At 57.0% G+C, this 22936-nt stretch carries 18 protein-coding genes; 6 read left to right on the forward strand and 12 right to left on the reverse strand.

Annotated elements, in window-relative coordinates; translation table 11 throughout:
- Positions 1-103 precede the first annotated feature (103 nt).
- The 12 genes from VM163_10570 to VM163_10625 form a co-directional block, all read right to left on the reverse strand.
- Positions 104-1516, reverse strand: a complete 1413-nt coding sequence (locus VM163_10570) for a hypothetical protein (protein ID HUT04320.1) — start codon at positions 1514-1516, stop codon at positions 104-106.
- 374 nt (positions 1517-1890) lie between these two features.
- A complete protein-coding gene (locus VM163_10575; GenBank protein ID HUT04321.1) occupies positions 1891-2919 on the reverse strand; it encodes an aspartate-semialdehyde dehydrogenase in 1029 nt (342 codons plus the stop codon).
- Positions 2916-3728, reverse strand: coding sequence for a CDP-diacylglycerol--serine O-phosphatidyltransferase (pssA, locus tag VM163_10580; GenBank protein HUT04322.1), 813 nt, complete (start codon positions 3726-3728; stop codon positions 2916-2918). Before pssA ends, VM163_10575 begins: the two co-directional genes overlap by 4 nt.
- A gap of 27 nt (positions 3729-3755) precedes the next feature.
- Complete coding sequence (locus tag VM163_10585) at positions 3756-4436, reverse strand: phosphatidylserine decarboxylase family protein (GenBank protein HUT04323.1); 681 nt, start codon at positions 4434-4436, stop codon at positions 3756-3758.
- A gap of 122 nt (positions 4437-4558) precedes the next feature.
- The gene (locus VM163_10590) at positions 4559-4798 is read right to left on the reverse strand and encodes a DUF465 domain-containing protein (GenBank protein HUT04324.1); all 240 of its coding nucleotides are present in this window, start codon (positions 4796-4798) and stop codon (positions 4559-4561) included.
- A 72-nt stretch (positions 4799-4870) separates the two neighbouring features.
- Complete coding sequence (locus VM163_10595) at positions 4871-5152, reverse strand: RNA-binding S4 domain-containing protein (protein ID HUT04325.1); 282 nt, start codon at positions 5150-5152, stop codon at positions 4871-4873.
- Positions 5142-6164, reverse strand: coding sequence for a SurA N-terminal domain-containing protein (locus VM163_10600; GenBank protein HUT04326.1), 1023 nt, complete (start codon positions 6162-6164; stop codon positions 5142-5144). Before VM163_10600 ends, VM163_10595 begins: the two co-directional genes overlap by 11 nt.
- Positions 6164-7090, reverse strand: a complete 927-nt coding sequence (locus tag VM163_10605; protein HUT04327.1) for a peptidyl-prolyl cis-trans isomerase — start codon at positions 7088-7090, stop codon at positions 6164-6166. Before VM163_10605 ends, VM163_10600 begins: the two co-directional genes overlap by 1 nt.
- A gap of 2 nt (positions 7091-7092) precedes the next feature.
- Positions 7093-8197, reverse strand: a protein-coding gene (gene prfB, locus VM163_10610; GenBank protein HUT04328.1) for a peptide chain release factor 2 whose coding sequence is annotated in 2 segments (ribosomal slippage) — positions 7093-8124 and positions 8126-8197 — 1104 coding nt in all. Because the reading frame shifts where the segments join, the coding sequence is not laid out codon by codon here.
- Between the two features lie 68 nt (positions 8198-8265).
- Positions 8266-8880 (reverse strand): site-2 protease family protein, encoded by a 615-nt coding sequence (locus VM163_10615; GenBank protein ID HUT04329.1) that lies wholly within the window; start codon positions 8878-8880, stop codon positions 8266-8268.
- Between the two features lie 424 nt (positions 8881-9304).
- Entirely contained in the window at positions 9305-9841 is a 537-nt protein-coding gene (locus tag VM163_10620; GenBank protein ID HUT04330.1) for an EcoRI family type II restriction endonuclease, read from the reverse strand.
- 173 nt (positions 9842-10014) lie between these two features.
- Positions 10015-11184: a DNA adenine methylase gene (locus VM163_10625; protein ID HUT04331.1), complete on the reverse strand. Its 1170-nt coding sequence runs from the start codon at positions 11182-11184 to the stop codon at positions 10015-10017.
- A 240-nt stretch (positions 11185-11424) separates the two neighbouring features.
- Here VM163_10625 and ftcD point away from each other — a divergent pair, with 240 nt between their 5' ends.
- From ftcD to VM163_10655, 6 genes are all read left to right on the forward strand, one after another.
- A complete protein-coding gene (ftcD, locus tag VM163_10630) occupies positions 11425-13110 on the forward strand; it encodes a glutamate formimidoyltransferase (protein ID HUT04332.1) in 1686 nt (561 codons plus the stop codon).
- 110 nt (positions 13111-13220) lie between these two features.
- Entirely contained in the window at positions 13221-13385 is a 165-nt protein-coding gene (locus VM163_10635; GenBank protein HUT04333.1) for a type II toxin-antitoxin system HicB family antitoxin, read from the forward strand.
- 115 nt (positions 13386-13500) lie between these two features.
- Positions 13501-18834: a hypothetical protein gene (locus VM163_10640; GenBank protein HUT04334.1), complete on the forward strand. Its 5334-nt coding sequence runs from the start codon at positions 13501-13503 to the stop codon at positions 18832-18834.
- A 164-nt stretch (positions 18835-18998) separates the two neighbouring features.
- Positions 18999-20903: a methionine--tRNA ligase gene (gene metG / locus VM163_10645; GenBank protein HUT04335.1), complete on the forward strand. Its 1905-nt coding sequence runs from the start codon at positions 18999-19001 to the stop codon at positions 20901-20903.
- A 5-nt stretch (positions 20904-20908) separates the two neighbouring features.
- Positions 20909-21568: a phosphoribosylglycinamide formyltransferase gene (purN, locus tag VM163_10650; protein HUT04336.1), complete on the forward strand. Its 660-nt coding sequence runs from the start codon at positions 20909-20911 to the stop codon at positions 21566-21568.
- Between the two features lie 44 nt (positions 21569-21612).
- On the forward strand, positions 21613-22716 hold the full coding sequence (locus tag VM163_10655; GenBank protein ID HUT04337.1) for a glycosyltransferase: 1104 nt from the start codon (positions 21613-21615) through the stop codon (positions 22714-22716).
- The last annotated feature ends 220 nt before the right edge of the window (positions 22717-22936 follow it).

Raw genomic sequence — 22936 nt, forward strand, 5'->3', positions numbered from 1 at the left:
AGGTATCCCCCAAAACAACCCTATCAACCACTTGAGTCATGCCCTGAGATGGCGGAATCTGAAGGTCAATTGTTCTGTTCTCGAACATAATAGTTTCCGCGAATTAGTCGCCCTCGTTCACATCTATGCGGAGGGTCTCGAACTTGCGGTCGAGGGGGCCGATGAGCTTCTGCGTGTTGCGGCCGGTCATGCAGCCCCAGAACGTGTAGCTCCCGGCCGGGATGCGCGCACGAGGCGCGGAGATGATTGTCGCGGTCTGGTTGTGCCCGGGACGAAGGTTCACCTGGACGGGATACGGCTCAGGCTGCCAGTTCGGCCAGAATAGTAGCTCGCCGTTCAGCTCGAGCGCCACATACACGTCAACGCCAACGACCGGCCCGTTGTTTATCACCTGCGCCTCAACCGCAATGCCCGCCGGCGTCTCCAGCCGGTGCAGCATCAGCCGCATCGGCGGCCAGCCCCCATCCGAGATCATGCTGATGCCCTCATTTGTACTTACAATCCACATGTTGCCATCGTAGTCGATGACAAGGGGTCGGTCTCGGAGGTAGCCGACACTACCAAGTCTGACGCCAATGGACCCATTGGACAGAAGACCATCTTCCATCGTATATGTACGCTCATCTTGGCCCCTAAATCGTGTGATCCCAATCGGATAACGATTACCCCACAGTGACGCAGTCCACAATGATCCAGCAGCGTCGAGGGCTACCGTCCTGTAGCACACATCCCATGGGCACGGCTGCTCCAACCGGAACTCCTGGCCGTCGAAAAAACCCAGACCACAGTATGCCATCCAAAGCCGGCCTTGAGAATCCTTTGCCCAAAGATCCTCAAGTGAGAGCCGAGGGGGAAGCCTGAAACGCTCAGTTTCATCCCTGTCCAAATCCAACTTGGCGAGATGGAATCCCACATCACTTTCATAACACCCAAGCCAGCACTCGCGCGCAGAGACGATGACCGGCACGCCCATGATCCATCCGGAGGATTCTGACTTGAGGATCGGCGCTCCTCCCGCTACCAGCTCCCACACGGTTGCCGTCTCTTCCCAAAACGTGGGATTTCGAACCTTGCGATAGTAGTAGCTTGAGGTAGGGCAGGGATAGGTTTGACGAACATGGAACGTTATGCAGAAAACGCGCCCTTCAGCATCGAAGACCGCGCGAATATGGGGCTCGTCGTCCTCCAGCTGACCGTAGTCCGTCAGGCACAACCCCCCACCCGGCCAATACCTATACCGACAATTGTCAATATAGATTGCCCCGTCCGGCGAAATGGCCACATCGGGGGCGTATATCAAGACATCGTCTAGCCCATAAACGGTCTCAAGCTCGCCATCGCGTATCCGCATCAACTCGGAGCAGGTTGCGAACCATATACTGCCCTCTGCGTCAACGACCAGCCTTGAAACATACTCAGAGTAATTGAACGTGAAGACCTGCTCATCCTGCGCCATCACGCAGGAGCTGATTACCAAGAGTGCAGAGATACTTAGCAAATACTGTTTGGCGCCCACTCTTTCCCTCCTCCTATATGACGAGTCTCATGGCCACTCGAGTTCGCAGATGACATGGCCTCTCCTTACATAGCCGTAACCAGACGCTCTAGGGTGAGCGCTTGAGGGTCCGATAGCCGCTCAATTGGAGGCTGGGGCCGATGCCCCGGCGGTATCCGGATCTGGTATATGTGCCTCTGATATGGCCCAAAGGTGTCCTCGAATCCTCCCCTGCTTATTTTAGGTTATTTTGCCTACTATAAATCAACCTTGATTACAACGCAAAGCTCTCTGAACAACTTTATCAAGCCGAATCTTGAGCGGGGCTAGAAACTTCTACGGCGAGGCGTGTTTGTCCGCTCTTTGAGGGGGGAACTCACGGCCAGAGCAGGGCTTTAGATCAACAGCTCCAATATCTGGACTGCGTTGAGGGCGGCGCCCTTGCGGAGATTGTCCATGACTGACCAGAGGTTGACGCCGAACTCGACGGTGTCGTCCAGCCTGATCCTGCCGACGAAGACCTCGTCCTGCTCGCTGCATTCCGAGGGAAGCGGGTAGTCATTTTCGTCGCCTTCCGAATCGCCGACCCGTGCGGTTAGCACACCGTCCACAACCTTGAGTCCGGGGAAGGCGGAGAGGGCGTCCCGGACATCTTTGCGCGAGGCGCGTGATTTCAGGGAGATATTGAGGGACTGCGAGTGGCAGTGGAAGACGGGCACCCTGATGCAGGTAGGTGAGATAAGGATGTTTGGCTGGCCGAGTATCTTTGCCGTCTCGTCCACGAGCTTTCGCTCCTCCACGGAATAGCCCTGCTCGTCGAAGTCGCCGATCTGAGGCAGTAGGTTGAATGCGATTCGGTAGGGGTATTCCTTGACCACAGGCTCCTTGAGCGTGAGCATGGCCAGCGACTGGGCGGCGAGTTCGTCCAGCGCCCTCTTGCCGGAGCCTGAGACCGACTGATATGTTGAAACGATGGCCCTTTTGACACCGAACTCGACGTTGATGGGGTGAAGGACCATTAGAAGCTGGATTGTTGAGCAGTTGGGGTTTGCGATGATGCCGTCATGGCGGCGGGCGAGGTTGCCGTTTATCTCAGGGATGACGAGAGGGACGTTCGGGGCCATCCTGAAGTGGGCGCTGTTGTCGATAACGACTGCGCCGGATTTGGCCGCGACAGGAGCGAACTTCTCGCTCACCTCGCAAGTTGCGGTGAAGATAGCGAAATCGACGTCCTCAAACGCGTCGCTGTCAAGCCGGCCAACCACGTGAGGTTCCCCAGCGAACTCCATTATTGTGCCGACCGACTCCTCGGTTGCAAGCGGGATGATTTTGCGAATAGGGAGGTCTCTTTGCTCAAGGACTGCAAGGACTTCCTTGCCCACCAGGCCCGTCGCCCCCACGACCGCCACGTTGAACTGTTTCATGGGACCTCTTGTTGCTCGAGTGCCCCGCGCCGTTCGCGTCTTTTTATCATGGACGTCTCAACCAGTCCCAAAACGAGGTATCCGAAGGCGAGAATGAAGGGCATCGTTCCGGGGAACGAGGCGAGGACTATCACACCCGCGACGACAAGTATCATGGTCCCGAACGGGTGCATCTTGGCGAAGTCGAACTCCTTGAAGGAACGGTATTTGACGTTCGAGATCATGAGATAGGACACGCAGACAAACACGATGAGAAATAGAACCTTCAGGAAAGTCCCGACCGGCTCACCATCTGCGAGCAGAACGGACGTTGCTACCACAAGCCCCGCGGCCGGAGTCGGCAGCCCTAGGAAGAACTTGGGCTCGGCGGTCTTGCACCGAGTGTTGAACCGCGCCAGCCTCAACACGGCGCAGATCAGGTAGGCGAACGCAACCACCCCGCCGGCTCTGCCAAAACTCGATAGGGCCCAGTGATAGGCAAGAATGACCGGTGCAACACCGAATGAGATAACATCGGCCATCGAGTCGAACTCGACTCCGAACTCACTCGTTGTCTTGGTGAGCCTTGCGACTCGGCCATCAAAGGTGTCAACCACGGCGGCGACGACAATTGCGACCGAGGCGGCAAAGAACCTGCCCTTCATCGCCCACATTACAGCATAGAAGCCGCACAGCACGTTCGCCGTGGTTAGAATGCCGGGCAGCAAGCTGATGCGTATCTTGATTCTCCTACGCCTCGGCTCCTGCTGCGACGGACGTTGCTCACGTTTAGTGCGTCGTCCAGAACTCGTTATGCGCCGCGCCGCCATCTAGGAGTTACCTCACCCTCGTCCGTGTTATCCAGTCACGTGCTCTTGGGTGAGCACGCGCCGCCTGCCTATTGCGTCCACCCCCGCCTTGACCCTGTCGCCCGCCTTGACCAAAACCTCATACGTCGAGGGGACGAGAACATCAACACGAGAGCCGAACTTGATCATCCCTATCCTCTGCCCGGCTCGGACCCGGTCTCCTTGCTTGATTCGGCACACGATGCGCCTCGCCACGATGCCGGCAACCTGCACGCATGAAAATGTGTCGCCAAGGGTGTCAACGAGCTCGATGTTTGTTCGTTCGTTGACCTCACTTGCGCGCTGATTGAACGCGGCAAGGAACCGGCCGGGCGTGTGCTGCACGCTCGTTACGCCTCCAGTGATCGGTGAGCGGTTGATGTGGCAATTGAACAGCGACATGAATATGCACACTTTTGTGCCAGGTTTGTCGCCAGCATGCGACGGCGCCACCTCGCTAACCGCAATTACCTTGCCGTCCGCGGGAGATACAACATGCTCATCTTTGGCCTGAACCTCTCGATTTGGGTCGCGAAAGAAAGCCGCAACAAAAACAGAAGCCACGAAAGCAAGAGCGGCAACGATATGCAGGTTGAGCAAGGCGAGCACAATCGACACCGCCAGAATAAGCAGAACGTAGGGCAGACCCTCTATGGCTATGGGAAAATGCACTGTTTGTCTCGATCTCATCGTATAAGGCCACGTTCTCCAGACCGAAAAACGGACCACCCCCAAATATGGCCTGCGGCGGGCCTCTTCCACAATCGGTCCCAGCCCGTCGTGTCAAACACTAAGCTTAAATAAACACCGAACTACGAGGCGCTCTTCTGCTCCTCTGCGAACTGTCTCATCGTCTGATACATCTCATCTTTGACCTTCAGCTTCAACTTCTTGAGCCGTTTCTCTTCCATTTCATTTTCCAGTGAATGGTCTGAACTCTCGGACAGAGCGACCAGTTTCTTGTCCAGCGAACTGTGCATCTCCTCGAGCTTCCGGAAACTCTCTGACTCGGCTCTCAAAGCTTCCCGAAGTGATGTATCGTCCATGTTCATTCAAAAGGCCTCCTGTTTATGTGTTCTTTCTAAACTCGATGTCGGCAGCCGATGGATGCCGCGCTAACACAGTCACGGGTGTCCCTGCGAAGCTAGATTGTCATTAGATTCCTCCAGCACTTCATAGCATTCGTTTGCTCGCGTTTTATTGAACGATTTTGCAGGCAGCTCGAGCACCTTGAGCGTTTTAAGATGTCCCCGCTTGCTTATCTCGATATGGTCTCCAACTTGCACGGCTCGCCCTGCCTTGGCGACGTTGCCGTTGACTTTCACACAGCCCTGGTCGCATAGCTCCTTGGCAAACGCGCGGCGCTTAGCGATCGAGCTAGCTTTTAAGAATACGTCAAGGCGCATCGAGCATAACCCTCACGTAGCTTTTGGCCCTAAGTCCTTTGATGAAGGCGTCGTAGCGACTCTCGAACTGCTGTGCGTAAAGCTGTTCTCGTATCTGCTGCTTCAGTTTGGGGGTCATCGCAGCATCTCCGCCCTGCCTGCCAAGGAGCCGGACGATATGAAACCCCATGGGGCTCTTGATGATGCCGCTCACGTCGCCGACTTTCATCCCAAACAAAACTCTCGAGAGCGAGGGAAACATCTCGTCCCTGCCCAGGAACCCCAACCCTTCACAGCTCTTGAGCGCATCCTTAACGGATTGACACACCTTGTCGAACGGATCGCCCATCTGAAGCCGCATCAGCGCACGCTCAGCGGCCGACTTGGCGGCCGCGACCTGGGACGCATCCTCGAAATCAGCAACCCTAAACAGTATCTGGGCAAAATTGACCCGCTCCGACGAGGCGATAATGTCCTTGTTCTTCTCGGTGTAGGCAATGATCTGCTCCTCCGAGATGTCGATCAGTGAGCGCACCTTGCCGTCGAGTATGGCCTGCTCCATATATTCATCCTCAAACAGGGCCTTCAGTGATGGGAGCGTGAGACCCTCTTCAGCCAGCATCCGCTCAAACTTCTCGGTTGACCCGGCGCCGAGCCTCTTCATCGTGTGGTCGATTCTCTTCTGGATGAGCGCCTCGCCCGGGGAGACCCCCATTCGCCTCGCCTCGGAGACGATCAGACGTCTATCGATTAGAAGGTTAAGAACCTCACGTTCTCGCTGCATAAGGCTCTCCGCTCTTTGGCTTGAGCGTGGTTGCTTCTTAAGGGACCGATACTTGTCGTCGGAGGATAGAGCCCGCACAAGCTCGTATTGGGTAACGACCTCACTGTTGACTATCGCGACGATCCTGTCGGCGAGCTCCCGTTCTGGCGACTCTTTTGCGAAAGCAACCCCTTGCAGCATCGCTAGAACCAGCACCGCCAGCAGCACCGATAGGCAGACTAGGGAACGCATCAGCCCTCGCCCGAGCACTACACAATCTCCTCCGGAAAAAGCTTGACCCTCCACTTCATCTTAAGCTCCTTCACCCATTCATCATACCGAACTTTCGCTTTTTGGGCAAAGACCTTTGCTCTCACCTTGTCCTTCACCTCATCAAAGGGAGGAATTCGCGACTTTTTTATCTTTTCCACCTTAAAAATGTGGTAGCCAAAGGAAGTGTGCACAACCTTGCTATCCTCACCCTCTGAAAGCTCAAATATCGGCGTCTGGAGCTCGACCGGCAGATCGCCTCGTTTGACCCACCCTAGGTCGCCCCCTTGCGCCGCCTCAGGCGCCACCGAATACTCAGCGGCCAGGCTTTCAAAGCTCCGCTTTCGGCGGGATAGCAGCCGAAGTATCTGCTTAGCGGTCTCGTCATTCTGCACGAGAATCTGACGCGCCTTAACCTGGCGAGGCACCCGGAAATCCGAGCTGTGGTTTGCGTAATACTCGCCCAGCTCATCATCCGACACCTCGATCTTTTCAGTTACATTGGTGTCGATCAGATTCGACCGAATCAGGTCTGCCTTGGCCTGATTGAGCCACTCGGCATAGCTGAGGCCACTCTGCGCAAGATACTCGTCAAACTGCCCCAAACCGTAAGCCTTCTTCAGCTCCTGGACGTAGTCAGCCAGCTCAGCATGAGTGAAGCTGATCCCGCTTTGTTTCGCCTCTTGCATAATCACCTTCTGCAAGGCCATGTCCTCCAGGTAAGTCCTCGCCTCGCGGTAGTTGGCTTTGGCGAAACCAGACAGGAACTCATCCCTAGTTATCACGCCCGAGCCGAACTGCGCCACCAGCCTCGGCGGCTTGGCGACCGGCCTCTCACTTGTGCAGCCTGTCTCAATCGCAGCAAGAAGCAAATATACTGCGCAACCAAAGAGCGCAAGTCTGCGACTGCTAAACCGCTCGTGCATTTTTAACTCCGGTTCTCCCTAGTGAGAAATGCCCGAATAAACGGGTCTATATATCCATCCAGAACAGCATCGACGTTCCCCACGTCAACATTAGTCCTGTGGTCCTTGGCCATTTGATATGGCTGTAGGACGTAAGAACGGATCTGGCTGCCCCAGGCGATCTCCTTCTTGGCGTTGTGCTCGTCCTGTTCAACCTTTCGCCTCTTGTCCAGCTCCAGCTGATACAGATTGGACTTGAGTATCTTCATCGCGAGCTCCCGGTTGCGATGCTGCGAGCGCTCGTTCTGACATTGTGCCACAACGCCCGTTGGGATGTGCGTTATCCGAACGGCAGAATCTGCTGTATTGACGTGCTGACCGCCTTTCCCGCTGGCATGGAAGGTATCAATCCGTAGGTCCTTCTCCTCGATATCGATCTTGATCGAATCGTCAACCTCTGGCGTGACCGAGACCGCCACGAACGAAGTGTGCCGCCGACGATTGGCATCGAAAGGAGATATCCGAACCAGCCGATGAACGCCTGTTTCGCCCTTTAAGTAGCCGTATGCATGAAGCCCTGTTACCAGAATCACCACGCTCTTGATGCCGGCCTCATCCCCAGGCAATCGGTCGAGAATCTCGCATTTGTAGCCACCTCTCTCTCCCCAGTGAAGATACATCCGCATCAGCATCTCGGCCCAATCCTGCGCCTCGGTTCCGCCGGCACCGGGCTGAATCTGAATAATGGCGTTCTTGCCGTCGCTTTCGCCGCTAAGAAGTGCTCTTACCTCCATATCAGAGAGCAGGTCCCTCATCGCCCGGACCTCGCCCGCTACCTCTGCCAGAACCGCTGCGTCGCCCTCCGAGGCGCCTAGCTCCGCCATCACGGACGCATCCTCAAATCGCGCAGTTAGGGCGGAAAACTCCTCCACCCGCTTGGCGAACGTGCCCCGCTGCTTCATCAGCTCACCAGCCGCAGCTGGGTCCAGCCAGACATCCTCCGACTTCAGCTTCTCATCAAGCTCCTTCACCTTCTGCTCGGCGCCATCTACGTCAAAGATACCCCCGTACTGTCTCAATCCGGCTCGAGAGCTCCCGAAGCTGCTGCTCTATCTCTTGCGCTTCCAATCATTGCCTCCTCACATCATCGATTGAACATCGGAATAATACCAACTGCCACGCCGGCAATCACCCGCTCAACTTACCAGAAACTCCAAGCATCGCATCGCGGTTGGGAATATGAAATCCCGAAATACGCCAATATACAAGAGGAAAACCAGTATTAAGAAACCATACCGCTCGACCTTCAAATACTCTACCGCAAGGCGTTTGGGCAAAAGCCCGGTCACAATGCGGCTGCCATCGAGCGGCGGAATCGGTATTAAGTTGAACAGGCCAAGGATCAGGTTGATGAATATGAACATGACCGTCAAGTCAAGCACCACTGACTGCCCAGCTACGAGGCCTTTCAGAAGCCTAAACACCAGTGCGCCAGCGAGCGCTAGAATGAAATTGGCCATAGGTCCCGCCATGCCGACCCACATCATCCCCCTCAATGGGTTTCGAAAATACCTAGCATCGACTGGGACTGGTTTTGCCCACCCAAAGATCACCGGGGAATGGGCGAGATATAGCATGAGCGGGAACAAAATGGTGCCGAAGATGCTGATGTGCTTCGCGGGGTTCAGGCTTAGGCGCCCCATTTCCTCGGCCGTGGGGTCGCCCAAGCGCCTCGCCACATAACCATGGGCGACCTCGTGGAAGGTCAGAGCCAGCAAAAACACCGGAATGCTAAGTAACAGCCCGTGCAATTACCTGCGACTCCCGAACCTAAACGTCCAAAGCTTGCTGTTCACATCCTCAACATAACAAACTGACTAAATGCAATCAACACAGTCTGGTCATCTCATCACAGCTTTCCAACATCTCTTTGCATGGTGCAATTCGATGCCTCCAACAGGAAAACCACCCGGCGGTCGATATGTGCCGGACTCTCCTCAGCCGCTCCGTGTGCTGCGTCGTCCGATTTAGCCTCTCGTCAAGGAGGCTGTCCAAAAATCGGGTGGGGCGGAGGGGCGGTTTACGAACCGGCCTGGTTTGACTTGCAGTAGAAGCGATACGTCGCAACGCCTGTTCGTATCGGAGCCGGTCAGCATCCAACAAAATAAGTGTTCTATTCCGTGGTGCCCGCAGTTTCCCGTCATGAGAGTCTTGTTTCGTCTTTGCCGGTTTTCCTCAAGAGGCAACGACAAAACGAGTCTTCCCATACTTGGCGTAGTAGTAGTGCACGCTTCTCTGGGCGACCTCATACATGACACTCGCCATTTCATCCGGCGTCCAGCTCTTCTCACGGAAGAAGAAACTGCCGCGGTTAAACCTGCCGTGCTCACCTGCGTTCACAACGTTGATCCGGTTGAGTGGGCCGAACATAGCTATCGTGACGACCCTATCCAGGATGCTGCTTGTGTCCGCGAAGTCACAGCCATCGCCGAAACATACAAATGGGACAATGCCCTCATTCAACATAGCAGTGCGAAATCCGATTACATTTTCCCCAAGGCGCTCAATCGCGTTGCCTCTTGCCTGTGGCGGTTTGCCTTCGGCCCGCCGCAAGTCGTTGGTGCCCTGATTCTTAACCTCAACAATGAGTACGGGAAACAAGGCGCCGTTCTCGTCCTCAATCGAGAGAATCCCTCCGTCGGGCCCCATTGCAGAAGTACCGAAGTAATAGTGGAACTGCATGTCCGGGAAGAGAGCTCGTAAGCGGCTCACGATAGCGGCCAGCTTCCACTCTCATGGTGCAACCTGACCCTGAACTCAGGTCTGGAGCCGCTCTGCAACTGCCGCCAGGGCCTTCCCAAGACGCCCTTCTTGCTTCTTCGAGCTCAGGTTTATCACTGTGCCGGCGCGCTGTTCTCGCAGTTGATGTTTACGTGCCATGGCTGCTATCTCCGTTCCACCAGTAAGAGCTGCTCCGTCACATGGATTGGCCGGTTGTTGAAGTTCCTGCTCCCCCGGAACGCATTGTACTGCGTTTCGAGAACATCGACCGAACCGATCTCGTTTAGCATCGCGCGCATCTTGTCCGGCGAAATGAAACCCTCGTTGTTGAATGAGACCAAAAGGAACGGGGCGTCGATCGCGTGTAGGAGTTGTTTTAGCAGAGGCAACGACCGCGCGCGCACGTTGTAGCCAGAGCGCCGCCAACCGGTGGGTATGCCGGAGACACGACTCACGTGCGTTGGCCTCTCATATCGCACCAGAAGATTGAGCATGAAGTAGTTTGATCCATAGGGGTGTTGGTTGTAGGGCGGATCGATGTATGCGAGGTCGAGATTCTCCAGACTGTGCGCGACCGAATTGGCGTCTTCTTGCAGCACCTTGTAGTCGCACTCGAATTGGCTTAGGACAGGCCGTTCCATCTTGATCTCGCCCATGATTCGAACCAATGCGTCTGAACCGCTCCCACCGAACTGGCCGACCTTGGTGTGCCGGTTCTTGTAGAAGCCCTTGAAAATCCCTGCGGTATTGGCGTGGATTGACGCCTCACTAAGCAGAGGGCCCAAGAGCATGTCTTTTACGTCGAGGGGCGCGGACTCGATCAGCCGGCGGTAGTTGTCTAGACGTCGGGCGTTGTCGCGTGTGTAGAAGACCCGGTCTTCTTTGGCGATGTGAGTCTCGTCTCGGGGGGAATAGAGCTCTTCGATGAAACCAGGCGGGAGCGCATCGCTTCTCACCCTAGCGTTCAGATCAGCGACGATCTGGGAGATGGCCGGAAGGTCAACGGTGCTCCTGTTACGCAGGTAACAGCGCGCTGTCACAGCAGCGTAGTCTTCAAGATCGTTGCTGATCAGCAAGGAAGCGTGCGCCTTCAGGTATCTGGACACAACTCCCGACCCGCTAAACGCGTCGAAGACTCGAAGCCGGCTCTTACCGAGCCGGCGCTTGACTCGCTCGACTGCGCCGCCGATGTTGCCCAGAAGCGCACGCTTGTTCCCTATATAGGTGATCAGCTGTCGAGACAGGTAGTCAGGGTCCTCGGCGGACGGATGATCAGGCCAGAACGTCATCTGCCGAGGCTCTCTGACCTCCAAGGCGCTGTTGTGTGCGCTCAATGTGTCCTCCGAAAGCTCGCTGGGGTCATGCTACTCCCCTGTTTCTGTCCGTATAAAAAGCCTGCAGATGCCGCGCAATATGCGACCACAATCAAAATACAGCTTTCGTGGGCGCCAAATCAACCACGACCACCACATGGATTGCCCGCTCCGATCTTGACCTCGCCGCCCCTCCGCATATTATAGATTGGACATTTTACCCATGCGGGAATAATCGAGCGTTTGATATTGCGAGGTGGAATGATGTTAAAGCTTGTGGAATGTGTGCCGAACTTCAGCGATGGTCGAGATAGGGCGGTCATCGACGAGATAACGGGCGCGATCGCCGGGACCGCCGGGGTGAAGCTTCTCGACGTTGACCCGGGGGCGGACACGAACCGGACGGTCGTGACGTTCATCGGAACGCCGGAGGGCGTGAAGGAGGCGGCCTTCAATGCGATCAGGAAGGCACAGGAGCTCATCGACATGACTAAGCACAAGGGAGCGCATGGTCGGATGGGCGCGACCGACGTGTGCCCGTTCGTGCCCGTGGCGGGCATTACGATGGAGGACTGCGTCGAGATGGCCAAGGAGGTCGGGAAGCGCGTGGCGGCTGAGCTCGGCATTCCAGTCTATCTCTACGAGGAGGCGGCGCAGAAGCCGGAGCGAGAGAATCTCGCCAACTGCCGAAAAGGTGAGTACGAAGGGCTGGCTGAGAAGTTCAAGGACCCAGAGTGGGCGCCCGACTTTGGAGAGCCGGTCTTCAACGCCAAATCCGGGCTGACGACGATAGGCGCGAGGGAGTTCCTTATCGCCTACAACGTCAACCTGAACACCCGTGACGGGAAGAAGGCAAAGGATATCGCGATGAGCATTCGTGAGGCTGGCCGGGCCAAGCGAGATGAGAACAACAAGATAGTGCGGGACGAGAACGGTAAGGCGGTTATGGAGCCTGGGCGGCTGAAGTTCTGTAAGGGCACGGGCTGGTATATCGACGAGTATGCGATGGCGCAGATTTCGATGAACCTGACCAACTACAAGGTAACGCCGCCGCATTGGGCAGTTGAGGTGTGCAGGGAAGAGGCGCAGAAGCGAGGGCTTGTGGTAACGGGGACGGAGCTCGTAGGGCTCATACCGAAAGAGGCGATGCTTGTGGCTGGGCGCTATTACCTTGAGAAGCAGGGCAAGTGCCCCGGCCAGCCGGAGAAGGAGCTTATCCGCGTCGCCGCGCAGTCGATGGGTATGAGCGAGGTAGCTCCGTTCGATCCCCAGGAGAAGATAATCGAATATCAATTTGGCGATGATGAGAGCTCTCTGAGGAAAATGACGCTCTGTGATTTCGCGGACGAGTTGTCAACGGATTCGCCCGCGCCCGGCGGCGGCAGTGTTGCCGCGTTGGCGGGTGCGATGAGCGCCTCGCTTGCGGCAATGGTTGCGAACCTGACGCACGGTAAGAAGGGCTATTTGGACCATGATGCTGAGATGTCGGACATTGCTTTAGCGGGCCAGCCGCTGAAGGACGAGTTTTTGCGCACGATCGACGCTGATGCTGATGCTTTTGACAGTGTGATGGCGAAGATGCGGATGAAGAAGAAGACGCCTGAGCAGCAGGCCGAGCGAAACAGAGCCATTCAGGATGCCACGAAGGCTGCCACGGTGGTCCCGTTGTCGGTCTTGAGAAGGTCGCTTTCTGCGCTGAAGCTGGCCAAGACTGTGGCCGAGAAGGGGAACGTGAACTCTCTGAGCGACGCCGGCGTTTCAGCTATCATGGGCTATGCGGCCGCGGAGAGCGCCTACATGAATGTGTTGATCAATCTCGCTAGTATCGAGGACGTAAAGTTCGTCAGCAAGACTCGGGATGAAGCGGAGGAATTGCTCGCCATAGCGAAGACGCTTTCGGATGCGATTCGCAGGAGCGTTATCGAGACGCTTTTGAGTCGGTTGTAAGCTGTGAAGAAGCATCGGCGCAGGGATACTTGGCATGGCTCCGAGCGCCATCCATACGTGGTTTGCTTCGATACAATGAGCGAGATGTTTGAGAGAACATTGGAGGCCTTATGAGATACAAAGTAAGTCTCAAGAAGACGGAAGAAGGCTATGCGGTCTGGGCTCCCGGGCTGCCGGGCTGCTGGTCACAGGGACAGAACCAAGATGAGGCCCTGGAGAACATCAAGGACGCAATAGAAGCGTATTTAGCGACTGTTGAAGAGCGTGGCCAATAGGCATCTCACGCAACTGTGCCCGTGTTAAATAAGAATACTGGCTCACCGAGTGCTGAATGCGTTATTATATCAGGAGGGATGGCGAAATCGGGCAGAGCAAGTTGAGGGATAAGGAATGATACGTGCGAATTACACAACCTTGCTTTTCAAGCTGAGGATACTGGCCTCTTTTGCGGCTGCTCTCTGCTTGCTTGGCCTCGTCTCAGGCGCGGTTGCGGCGAGCATCGAGCTGACAGTTCTTGACGATTCTGGCCCTGTCTCGGCCGGCGATGCGCTAGGTGCAGTCTTCGTGGAGCACAGTTTCGCGTTCAAGGACCCGCCGGGCGAGATCGAGACGGACCAGAATGGCAAGCTCACCTTCTCGGGGCTTGGCGCCGAGACATATTTCGTCAGGGTTAAGCATGTAGGTGTGCAGCCTGTCGTGGTCAAGTTCAAGCACCACATCGTCGTCGGCTCGGGCGAGACAGCTAACGAGACGATCAGCTTCCGCTCTGGCGGCGACCTCAAGATACAGGTTCGCTCCCAGGCGGGATCGGTGCCAACGGGCGATATAGACGTCTATCTATACGACCAGGTCTCCAGCACGCTCGTCGGCCAGACGCGTTGCGACGGCCTGGGCGAGGCGCACTACGATAACGTGGCTCCGGGAATATATTTCGCCAGGGTTCGCCACTGGTCAATGCGCACCGATGCCGGCTTTCACACGTTCGACATTGTGGTTCAACCACTCTCGAATCAGACGCGGCGCGTCAAGATACCGCTCTGTTCAAGCCTTATTTTCACGGTCTCCGATTCGTTCGGGCGTGCACCATCCAACTCGGCAACGGTTTCGCTCTCGCGCCAGTCAGCTCCGTTCTCGGAAGTTGTCGCCAGCCGGCAGTGCGACGCGTCTGGTCGCGTGGATTTTGGCGAGGTCGTTGCGGGCGACTATAAAGCAAAGTTGGTCTATACCCGAGGGCTCGTCCATCTGGAACGATACTACTTCACGCTTGCGGCGCCCGCCGACGGAAGCGCTAGTCTGCCGATCCTGCTGGACGAGGTCGCGAGGCTCAAGTGTCTGGTGAAGGATGCGGCAGGGACGCCGGTCATCGATGATGGCGTAAAGCTCGCACTGATACACGATGCGAGTTTCGATGTGATTGCGGAGGACAGGAGCCCGGGCGCAGGCGGCTTGGTTGACTTCGGATATGTCCCAGCCGGCAGCGTGAGCGTTCGGATCGAGAACTCGCTTGTTGACCCACCTAAGACCTGGTTTTTGGTGGGCCAAACGCTCGAGCCGGGCGAGACGAAGACGCTCCAGACCACTGTCGAGCGGGGCTGCGGTCTGTCGCTGACGGTCCGCTATGATGGCGAGAACGTGCCGGCGAGCTCCGCGACAGCTTTTGTTTTCAACCAGGACACCGGCGAGGCGGTCGCAAGTGCGCTTGCGCACGAGGGCGGGCTCTGCTCCTATGAAAGCCTCGTGCCCGGCACATACTCCGTTCAGGTCTTCTTCGCACCCGAATCGGGCGAGCCAATCGAGCGTTTTTTCTTCGACATCGACGCGAACGATCTTGAGACCAATTCCTACACGCTGAACCTGCTGGACTACGAGCGCGGCTCCGACTCATGCACGCTGGGCGTCTATCTACATGACCTCAATGGCCCATGCAGCGGCCGCGCCTCGATCTATGATCAGCAAACGGGAGCGCTTGTGGAGGAGACATCGCGATACGGCGTTGGCGACGATGGCTTCGAGCAGTGGCAGGTTCCAGCGGGCACCTATACCATCAAATATATATATGACACGCCCTCGCCTCAGACGTGCGTTCTCACACGGGGATTCGGGCTAATAGATGGCGAGACAGATGCCGATACCGTTACGTTCGATAATGGCACGATTTGGGTCGATCTCCGGGACCTTAACGGGTCCGCCGAGGGTAGGCTCTGGATATACAACTCATCCGGCGAGCTCCTTACGGCTGACGACGGCTATCCGCTCCTGGCCGCAAACGACCACACCTTCAACCTGATGCCCGACACATTCAGCTTTCGTTACCAATACGTCGATCCCAACAGCATCGCCGTTGGCCCGATCGTGGCCAACATACACCTCTCCTCCGGCGAGAGAAAACAGGAGCGGGAGACGGTTGCCCAGGGCCAGGTTACGCTCTCAACGTTCGACACTGCCGGGCCAGTCCCGAGCAATCTTGGTCTCTTCGTTTACGTCCCCGAATCGGCCGGCTACAAGGACTTTGCGAGCCTATTCCGCAAGGACAAAAAAAGCGCTGAGGCTCCCAACCTCGGCAACTTGCCATTGGGCCAGAGCTCCTACGTCCTTCTGGTCGGACAATACGACGCGGAGCTCACGTATAACGGGTTCGACGGGCCTGCTTTCGTCCAGAGGCTTGCCTCGCCTTTCGCTGTCAACAGCGGACAGAACCTCGATCGCGACATCGTCGTCGATACGGCGAACATCAATGCCAGGATCGAGAACAACAATGGGTCGTGCAACGGCGACGTGACGGTCTTCGACGAGAACTTGGGCAAATGGGTCGCTTCAACGCCCGAGTATGGCGTTGGTGATGACGGCAAACGGACGCTAACCGTTCCCCCAGGCGAGTATCGGCTCCAGTTCACAGCGGGAACTGATGCCCAAGATTCCAGAACGGAGCGCCTCGTGAGCCTCTCGGCCGGGGACTCAACGACAGTCGCAAAGACGTTTATCCAAAACCAGATCGAGGTGAACGTCACCAAGAACGGGACGCCCTTCTCATCTGCAAGGGCATACCTATTCGAGGAGAATGGGTTCTACCTGGGCCGCAAGAACGAGGGCAGCCTCGGCGCCTCGGGAAGGGTGAGCTTCTACCCTGCCCCAGGCACCTACTACCTCATGACCGAGGATTTTGCCCAGGGTCCACTCAACCTCGAGACATTATTCGTGCCTCAGACGGGAAGTTTCACCGTTTCCCAGGCCGAGCTGGCTCAAATCTCGGTTGACACTGCAACTACACAGCGTTCAGTGCGTGAGAGCGGCGGCAGCGCCACTGTCGAGATAGCGTTCGCACTGGCCTACCCCAGCCTGGTGGACATGACCGAGGGAAGAGATGGCGAGGCAGACGTCCTGTTCTGCGTCTGTGCGGTTCAAAGGGACGGACATCAGAACATAACGTCGGTAGAGGCGAATCTGCTCCCAATCGGGGGCGAGGTAAAAACCGTGCTCTACGATGATGGCACGCACGGCGACCTCCGCGCCGGCGATTTCATCTATTCGACATATCTTCCCGTTTCATACAGCGGGCAAGGCGTGGTCGAGCTTAGCGTCCACGCATGTGACAGTGGGGCCAACGTGGCCGACTCGACGATCGAGATGCTGTTCGTCGGGTCCGGCTCGGACAGAATCCCACCCGCGAAGGTCGAGGACCTCTTTGCCCAAAGGGACACGGACGACCCCACAATCTGCGACATCAGCTGGACCGCAGCCGGTGATGATGGCAAAACGGGCACGGCGACCCGCTATGAGTTGAGATACAGCATCGAGCCGTTCGAGGCGTCAGGGTTCTCGGGCGCAACCCTCTATTCGCCCTCCACCGCTTGGGTTCCGCTGGAGGCTGGCGTGAAGGAGCAGAAGAGCGTCACTGGCCTCGACGCACAAAAGACATACTACTTCGCGCTGAAGGTATTCGACGACCTCGACAACGCATCGGCAATGTCCAACCTCGCCTCGACCGAGGCCCCGTCCGACGATGTGCCGCCGGCGACAATTGACGACTTGTTTGCCGTCTCCGGGCCGCTCGAGGGCCAGATAACGTTGAGCTTCACTGCGCCCGGGGACGATGGAACAGTCGGGACGGTCGTCGGCTATGAGCTGAGATACTCCGAGTCCTTCATCAACGAGGCCAACTGGGACGCGGCCGAGGTCCACGCTCCCTCGCACGATTGGGTCCCCAAGACGGCCGGCAGCCAGGAATCCTGGGTCATCTCAACCTTTGAAAGCAGCACCGCATACTACTTCGCAGTCATCTCGCTCGATGACGCCAGCAACTGGTCGAACGTCTCAAACTGCGCCTCCGCTGGGGGAGGTCAGGACCGCGTGCCTCCAGCTCGCATCAACGACCTTGCCGCCGAGGAGAGCCAGGTCGAGGGCGAACTCATCCTTTCGTGGACCGCGACCGGCGACGATGGCGACCTGGGAGTGGCCACCAGATACATTCTCAAATACGCCCTGTTCGAGATCACGGCCGCCAATTGGGCGTTCGTCGAGACGTTCCAGCCTTCGCTCGCCTGGCCCCCACTGCCCTCAGGTGAGCAGGAGCTCAAGACCATCTCAGGCCTTCTGTCGGGCAGAGCTTATTACCTCGCGCTCAAGGCGTTCGACGACAGCTCAAACGAATCGGACGTCTCAAACAGCGCATCGGCCATGTCCGGTCAGGACACGGTCCCACCATCATCGATACGTGATCTATCGGCCACGCCCGGCGAAAACTCTGTTACGTTGAGATTCACCGCAACCGGCGACAACGGCATCGAGGGTGAAGCCTCATCCTATGAACTCAGATACTCATCTTCGATGATCACCTCCGAGAACTTCCCTAGCGCAACCCTTTATCAGCCATCTCTTGCATGGGTCCCGCAACCCGCCGGAAGCCTCGAGACTTTCGCCGTCTCTAACCTTACGGCCAACAGAGTTTTATACTTCGCCATCAAAGCCATTGACGAGGCGCAGAACGCCTCACGAATCTCGAACGTCGCCTCGGCAACACCGACCGGCGAATCCGTGCCCCCTTCGCCGATATTCGACCTCTCTGCTCGGAAATGGCTCAATACGGGCGAGATACTACTGAGGTTCACCGCAACTGGCGACAATGGGAGGTTCGGGACTGCGAGCGACTACGAGCTGAGGTTCGCCGATGCGCCGATCAACGAGACCAACTGGCCAGCCGCCACCGTTTACGCCGATTCGACGTCCTGGACGCCTCAGATAAGCGGCGCCGCCGAGCACTTCGTCATCTCGGGCTTCTCGCCCGGAAGCTATTACTATTTTGCGATCAAGGCGATTGACGATTCCGCCAACTGGTCTCAGGTCTCGAATTGTGTCGGGACATACCCCAGCGATGGGGCGCCAACAGCCGCCATCTTGGCAAATGGCGAGGATTTCTACGCCGGCGACCGGCTCACGGCGAGCTTCTACTGCTACAATCCTGGCGAGCCGCTCGACGTTGACCTATACGCGCTAATCGTTCTCCCGGACGGAGGCATCTTGTCCCTACCAGCCTTCGACACGCAGCTTGCGCCTCTTGAGTTTCGCCCACTGCCCGGACATTTCTGCCCAAACGCTATCACCTTCATTGACGTGGTTCTGGACGGCTCCCTCGCTCCGGGGACTTACACATTCTACACGGCGTTCTGCTGGCCGGGGAGCATGTCGCCCGTTACTGATGTGTGGGCTACACCGCTTCACTTGCACTGATCGAATTGCTCACGAATACGCATGGATGAGCATAATGCCGGCCCCGCCTGCGTCCGTCGCTACGGTTTCTCAGGAATGTGCCGGCTTGATCGAATCCTGGTCGAATGGCATATTACCGGCTGTTGAATCGCTGTTGCTTCCGTTTGATATAGAGAACATCTGACATGTCACAGAGTACATTCTACGTCACGACGCCGATCTACTATGCAAACAGCGTGCCGCACATCGGCAACGCCTACACCACGATCGCAGCGGACGTCCTCTCCCGCTACAAGCGGGCAATGGGCTACGACGTGATGTTTCTGACGGGGATGGACGAGCACGGGCAAAAGGTTCAGTCGGCAGCCGCCGCGAAGGGGATAGCGCCGCAGCAATACGTTGACGAGATAGCCGAGGTCTGGAGAAGGCTCTTGACGGAGTTTGACATCGCCAACGACGACTTCATTCGGACGACTGAGCCAAGACACGAGAAGGGTGTGTTGAAGTTCCTCGAGCGGATGATGGCGAAGGGCGATATCTACGAAGGTGAATACGAGGGCTGGTACTGCAAGTTCGAGGAGAACTTCTTGACCAACCTACAGGTTGAGGACGGCAAGTGCCCCGACTGTGGCCGGCCCGTCGAGCGCTTCCGGGAGCGAGCGTTTTTCTTCGCCCTCTCCAGATACGAGAAGCCCCTACTTGAGCACTACGATGCACATCCCGACTTTGTCAGGCCAGATTTCAGGATGAACGAGGCGAGGCGCTTCGTCGAGCAAGGTTTGAAAGACCTCTGCATCAGCAGGTCGAACCTCAAGTGGGGCATAAAAATCCCGAACGCCGAGGGCTACACGCTCTACGTCTGGATAGACGCTTTGATCAACTACCTCACGGGCGTTGGCTTCGGAACCGACGAGAATTTGTTCGCCCGCTACTGGCCATGTGACCTTCACCTTCTAGGTAAGGACATCTTGAAGTTCCACTGCGTCTATTGGCCAGCGATGCTTATGTCGGCGGACATACCGCTGCCCCAATCGCTCTATAATCACGGCTGGCTGCGCGTCTCTGGCCAGAAGATGTCCAAGAGTGTCGGCAACGTCGTCGATCCTTTCTACCTGGCAAAGGAGTTCGGCGCGGACGCTGTGCGCTATTTTCTGATGCGCGACGTCCAGTTTGGTCAGGACGGCAACTTCTCTGAGAAGAACCTGATAAAGCGATACAACAGCGATCTGGCAAACGACCTGAGCAACTTGGTTCATCGGTCGCTCTCGATGTGCAAGAAATACTTGCAGGGACGCATACCGCAAGATACGGGCGCATCAGGCACGCAATTGCGAGATATGTCCGAGTCTACGTTCAAGGTTTACTGCCGATATGTTGATGACCTCGATTTCCGTAAGGCGCTCGAGGCTGTGTGGGAGCTGATATCGAAAGCGAACATCTTCATAGACCGCGAGAAGCCCTGGGCTCTTTACAGGGACGGCGAGCACGAGAGGCTCGACTCCGCCCTTTATTGTGTTCTCGAGACAGGCCGCATCATTCTTAGGATGTTGCAGCCCTTCATACCCTCGGCCGCGGCCAAGATGCTCAGCCAGCTCGGCGATTCGGCACAGCAGACGGCCAACCTGCCTCAACAGGTGAGGTGGGGCGGCCTTCAGCCGGGCAGCAAAATAGGCGATGTCTCACCCGTGTTCATCAAGAGGAAACTGCCCGCGACGGACGCCGTGCCGAAACCGGCTTCGGGCAAAGCGAAGACACATAAGGGAAAACCAATGATCACGATCGACGATTTCGCGAAGGTTCAGCTCGTCGTGGGCAAGATCATCTCCGCAGAGGCTGTCGAGGGCTCAAAGAAGCTCTTGAAGCTCACGGTTGACATCGGAGATGAGGTCCGCACCGCTGTGGCAGGCATGAGGGAGTTTTATGCGCCCGAGGAGATGGTTGGCAAAAAGATCATATTCCTGGCGAATCTCGCCACTGCCAAGATATTCGGCATCGAGTCCCAAGGGATGGTTCTGGCCGCCGAAGGCAAGGAAATAGTGTCGCTGCTCACAGTTGACAAGGACGTCCCGATAGGCTCGGGCATCAGATAGAAACGATGCCTCACCACGCTCGTTACGACACCAAGCCTGTCTCGCTTGCCGTGCTGCTCTCCGGCGCGGGAACGACCCTACAAAACCTCATCGACAGGATACAGGCTGGCAGTCTGCCGGCTGAAATCGCGGTAGTGGTCTCCAGCAGGCCAGACGCTTATGGTGTGGTTCGGGCAAAGGAGACAGGCATCCCCGTTGAGATAGTCAATCGCAAGGACTTCAAAGACCCAATCGACTTCGCCGAAGCGGTCAGCGCACGACTACAGAAGCACGACATAGACCTGATAGTCCTCGCGGGATACAATCACCTGATCAAGCTGGGAACACGGCCGCGGATTCCGGCGATCAACATCCATCCAGCGCTCATCCCGGCTTTCTGCGGCAAGGGCTATTACGGTGACCGTGTGCACAAGGCGGTCTTGGACCACGGCGTTCGGTTCACAGGCGTTACGGTGCATTTCGTCGATGAGGAATACGATCACGGTCCCATCATACTTCAGGAGCCAGTCGAGGTCCGGCAGGACGATACCGTTGAGACCCTTAGATCGCGTGTCCATAGCGTCGAGCAGAGGCTATATCCGATGGCGATCAAGCTCTTTGCCGAGGGCCGGCTCAAGGTCCAAGACCGCAAGGTCATCATCCTGCCCCGGGAAGATACGGGATAGCTCCCGGCGCGATATTCCGTTCTGGAACTCGGAACCTGCAACCCATGAAAACCGCAATTGTTCACGACTGGCTGACTGGCACCCGAGGCGGCGAACGGATACTCGAGGCTCTCTGCGAGATGTTTCCGACCGCGACGATATTCTCGCTCCTGCACGTCCCGGGAACGGTCTCCAAGACCATCGAAGAGCATCCGATTCGCACCTCCTTTGTCCAGCACCTGCCGTTCGTCCGAAAGCACTACCGACTCTATCTCCCGCTCTTCCCAAGCGCCGTCGAATCGCTCGATCTCTCCGGCTACGACCTCGTCCTCAGCGTCAGCCACTGCGCCGCAAAGGGCGCCGTCCCTCCGACCGCTGCGGTCTCAGTATGTATTTGCCTCACCCCGATGAGATACGCCTGGGACCAGTTCGATTCCTACTTCCCGCCTCGAACAGTCAGACGAGCATTAGTAACGCCGTTCATCAACAGGCTCCGCAAATGGGACAGAGAGACATCAGATAGGGTCCAGCATTTTGTCGCAATCTCCGAGTTCGTCGCCGGACGAATAAAACGCTATTATGGGCGGGAATCAGTCGTTATCTACCCGCCTGTCGATCTCTCGAGGTTCACAATCGCCCCCGACTCTCCCGAGGACTACTACCTCATTGTCTCCGCTTTCGCACCATACAAACGCCTTGACATCGCCATTGAAGCGTTCAAGGGCCTCGACCGAAAGCTCAAGATAATCGGCGAAGGCCAACACGAGAGACAGCTCAGAAAAATGGCGCCTCGTAACGTGGAGTTTCTGGGGGCGCTCCCAGACGAGGAGGTCGCCTGGCGCCTGTCCCGGTGCAGGGCACTGCTTTTCTCCGGCGTCGAGGATTTCGGTATCGTGCCTGTTGAGGCGCTCGCGTCAGGGCGACCGGTGATCGCTTTTGCCGCTGGCGGGGTTTTGGAGACGGTTGAGGACGGCAAGACCGGCGTCCTATTCCCCGAGCAGACGCCAGCCTCTCTCATCGAGGCCATCCATCGGTCCGAAAGCCTCAGACTTGAGCCTGAGAAGCTGCGTGAGGCGGCGCAGAAGTTCGATGCCGCCGTCTTCAAGCAGAGAATTGGAAAGCTCATCTCGGAGAGAATGGCCGCGGCAGACCGCAGCCGAGAGCTGTAATTTGGTTCCAGGTGTGGGGCGGAGCTTCTCTCGGAAGCTGCCGTCCCCGCGTCGTGCTCCGCCCAGACATCAGAAAGTGGCCTGGGCAATTCAAGCATCCACTCCACCAACTGAACCACTGGCGCCGCCAGCCGTCCCGTGTTTGGACAGGCCATTAGAATCGGCCGCGGCATTGTGTTTTGCTGGTGAGAAAGCGCATGCGATGAAAGCGATGAGTGGT

The sequence above is a fragment of the bacterium genome (genome assembly GCA_035527515.1).
Lineage (GTDB): Bacteria > B130-G9 > B130-G9 > B130-G9 > B130-G9 > B130-G9.

Coding starts and splice junctions, on each gene's coding strand:
- VM163_10575 (HUT04321.1), bottom strand. CDS start 2,919: ATGAAACAGTTCAACGTGGCGGTCGTGGGGGCGACGGGCCTGGTGGGC.
- pssA (HUT04322.1), bottom strand. CDS start 3,728: ATGGCGGCGCGGCGCATAACGAGTTCTGGACGACGCACTAAACGTGAG.
- VM163_10585 (HUT04323.1), bottom strand. CDS start 4,436: ATGAGATCGAGACAAACAGTGCATTTTCCCATAGCCATAGAGGGTCTG.
- VM163_10590 (HUT04324.1), bottom strand. CDS start 4,798: ATGAACATGGACGATACATCACTTCGGGAAGCTTTGAGAGCCGAGTCA.
- VM163_10595 (HUT04325.1), bottom strand. CDS start 5,152: ATGCGCCTTGACGTATTCTTAAAAGCTAGCTCGATCGCTAAGCGCCGC.
- VM163_10605 (HUT04327.1), bottom strand. CDS start 7,090: ATGCACGAGCGGTTTAGCAGTCGCAGACTTGCGCTCTTTGGTTGCGCA.
- ftcD (HUT04332.1), top strand. CDS start 11,425: ATGATGTTAAAGCTTGTGGAATGTGTGCCGAACTTCAGCGATGGTCGA.
- VM163_10635 (HUT04333.1), top strand. CDS start 13,221: ATGAGATACAAAGTAAGTCTCAAGAAGACGGAAGAAGGCTATGCGGTC.
- VM163_10640 (HUT04334.1), top strand. CDS start 13,501: ATGATACGTGCGAATTACACAACCTTGCTTTTCAAGCTGAGGATACTG.
- metG (HUT04335.1), top strand. CDS start 18,999: ATGTCACAGAGTACATTCTACGTCACGACGCCGATCTACTATGCAAAC.
- purN (HUT04336.1), top strand. CDS start 20,909: ATGCCTCACCACGCTCGTTACGACACCAAGCCTGTCTCGCTTGCCGTG.
- VM163_10655 (HUT04337.1), top strand. CDS start 21,613: ATGAAAACCGCAATTGTTCACGACTGGCTGACTGGCACCCGAGGCGGC.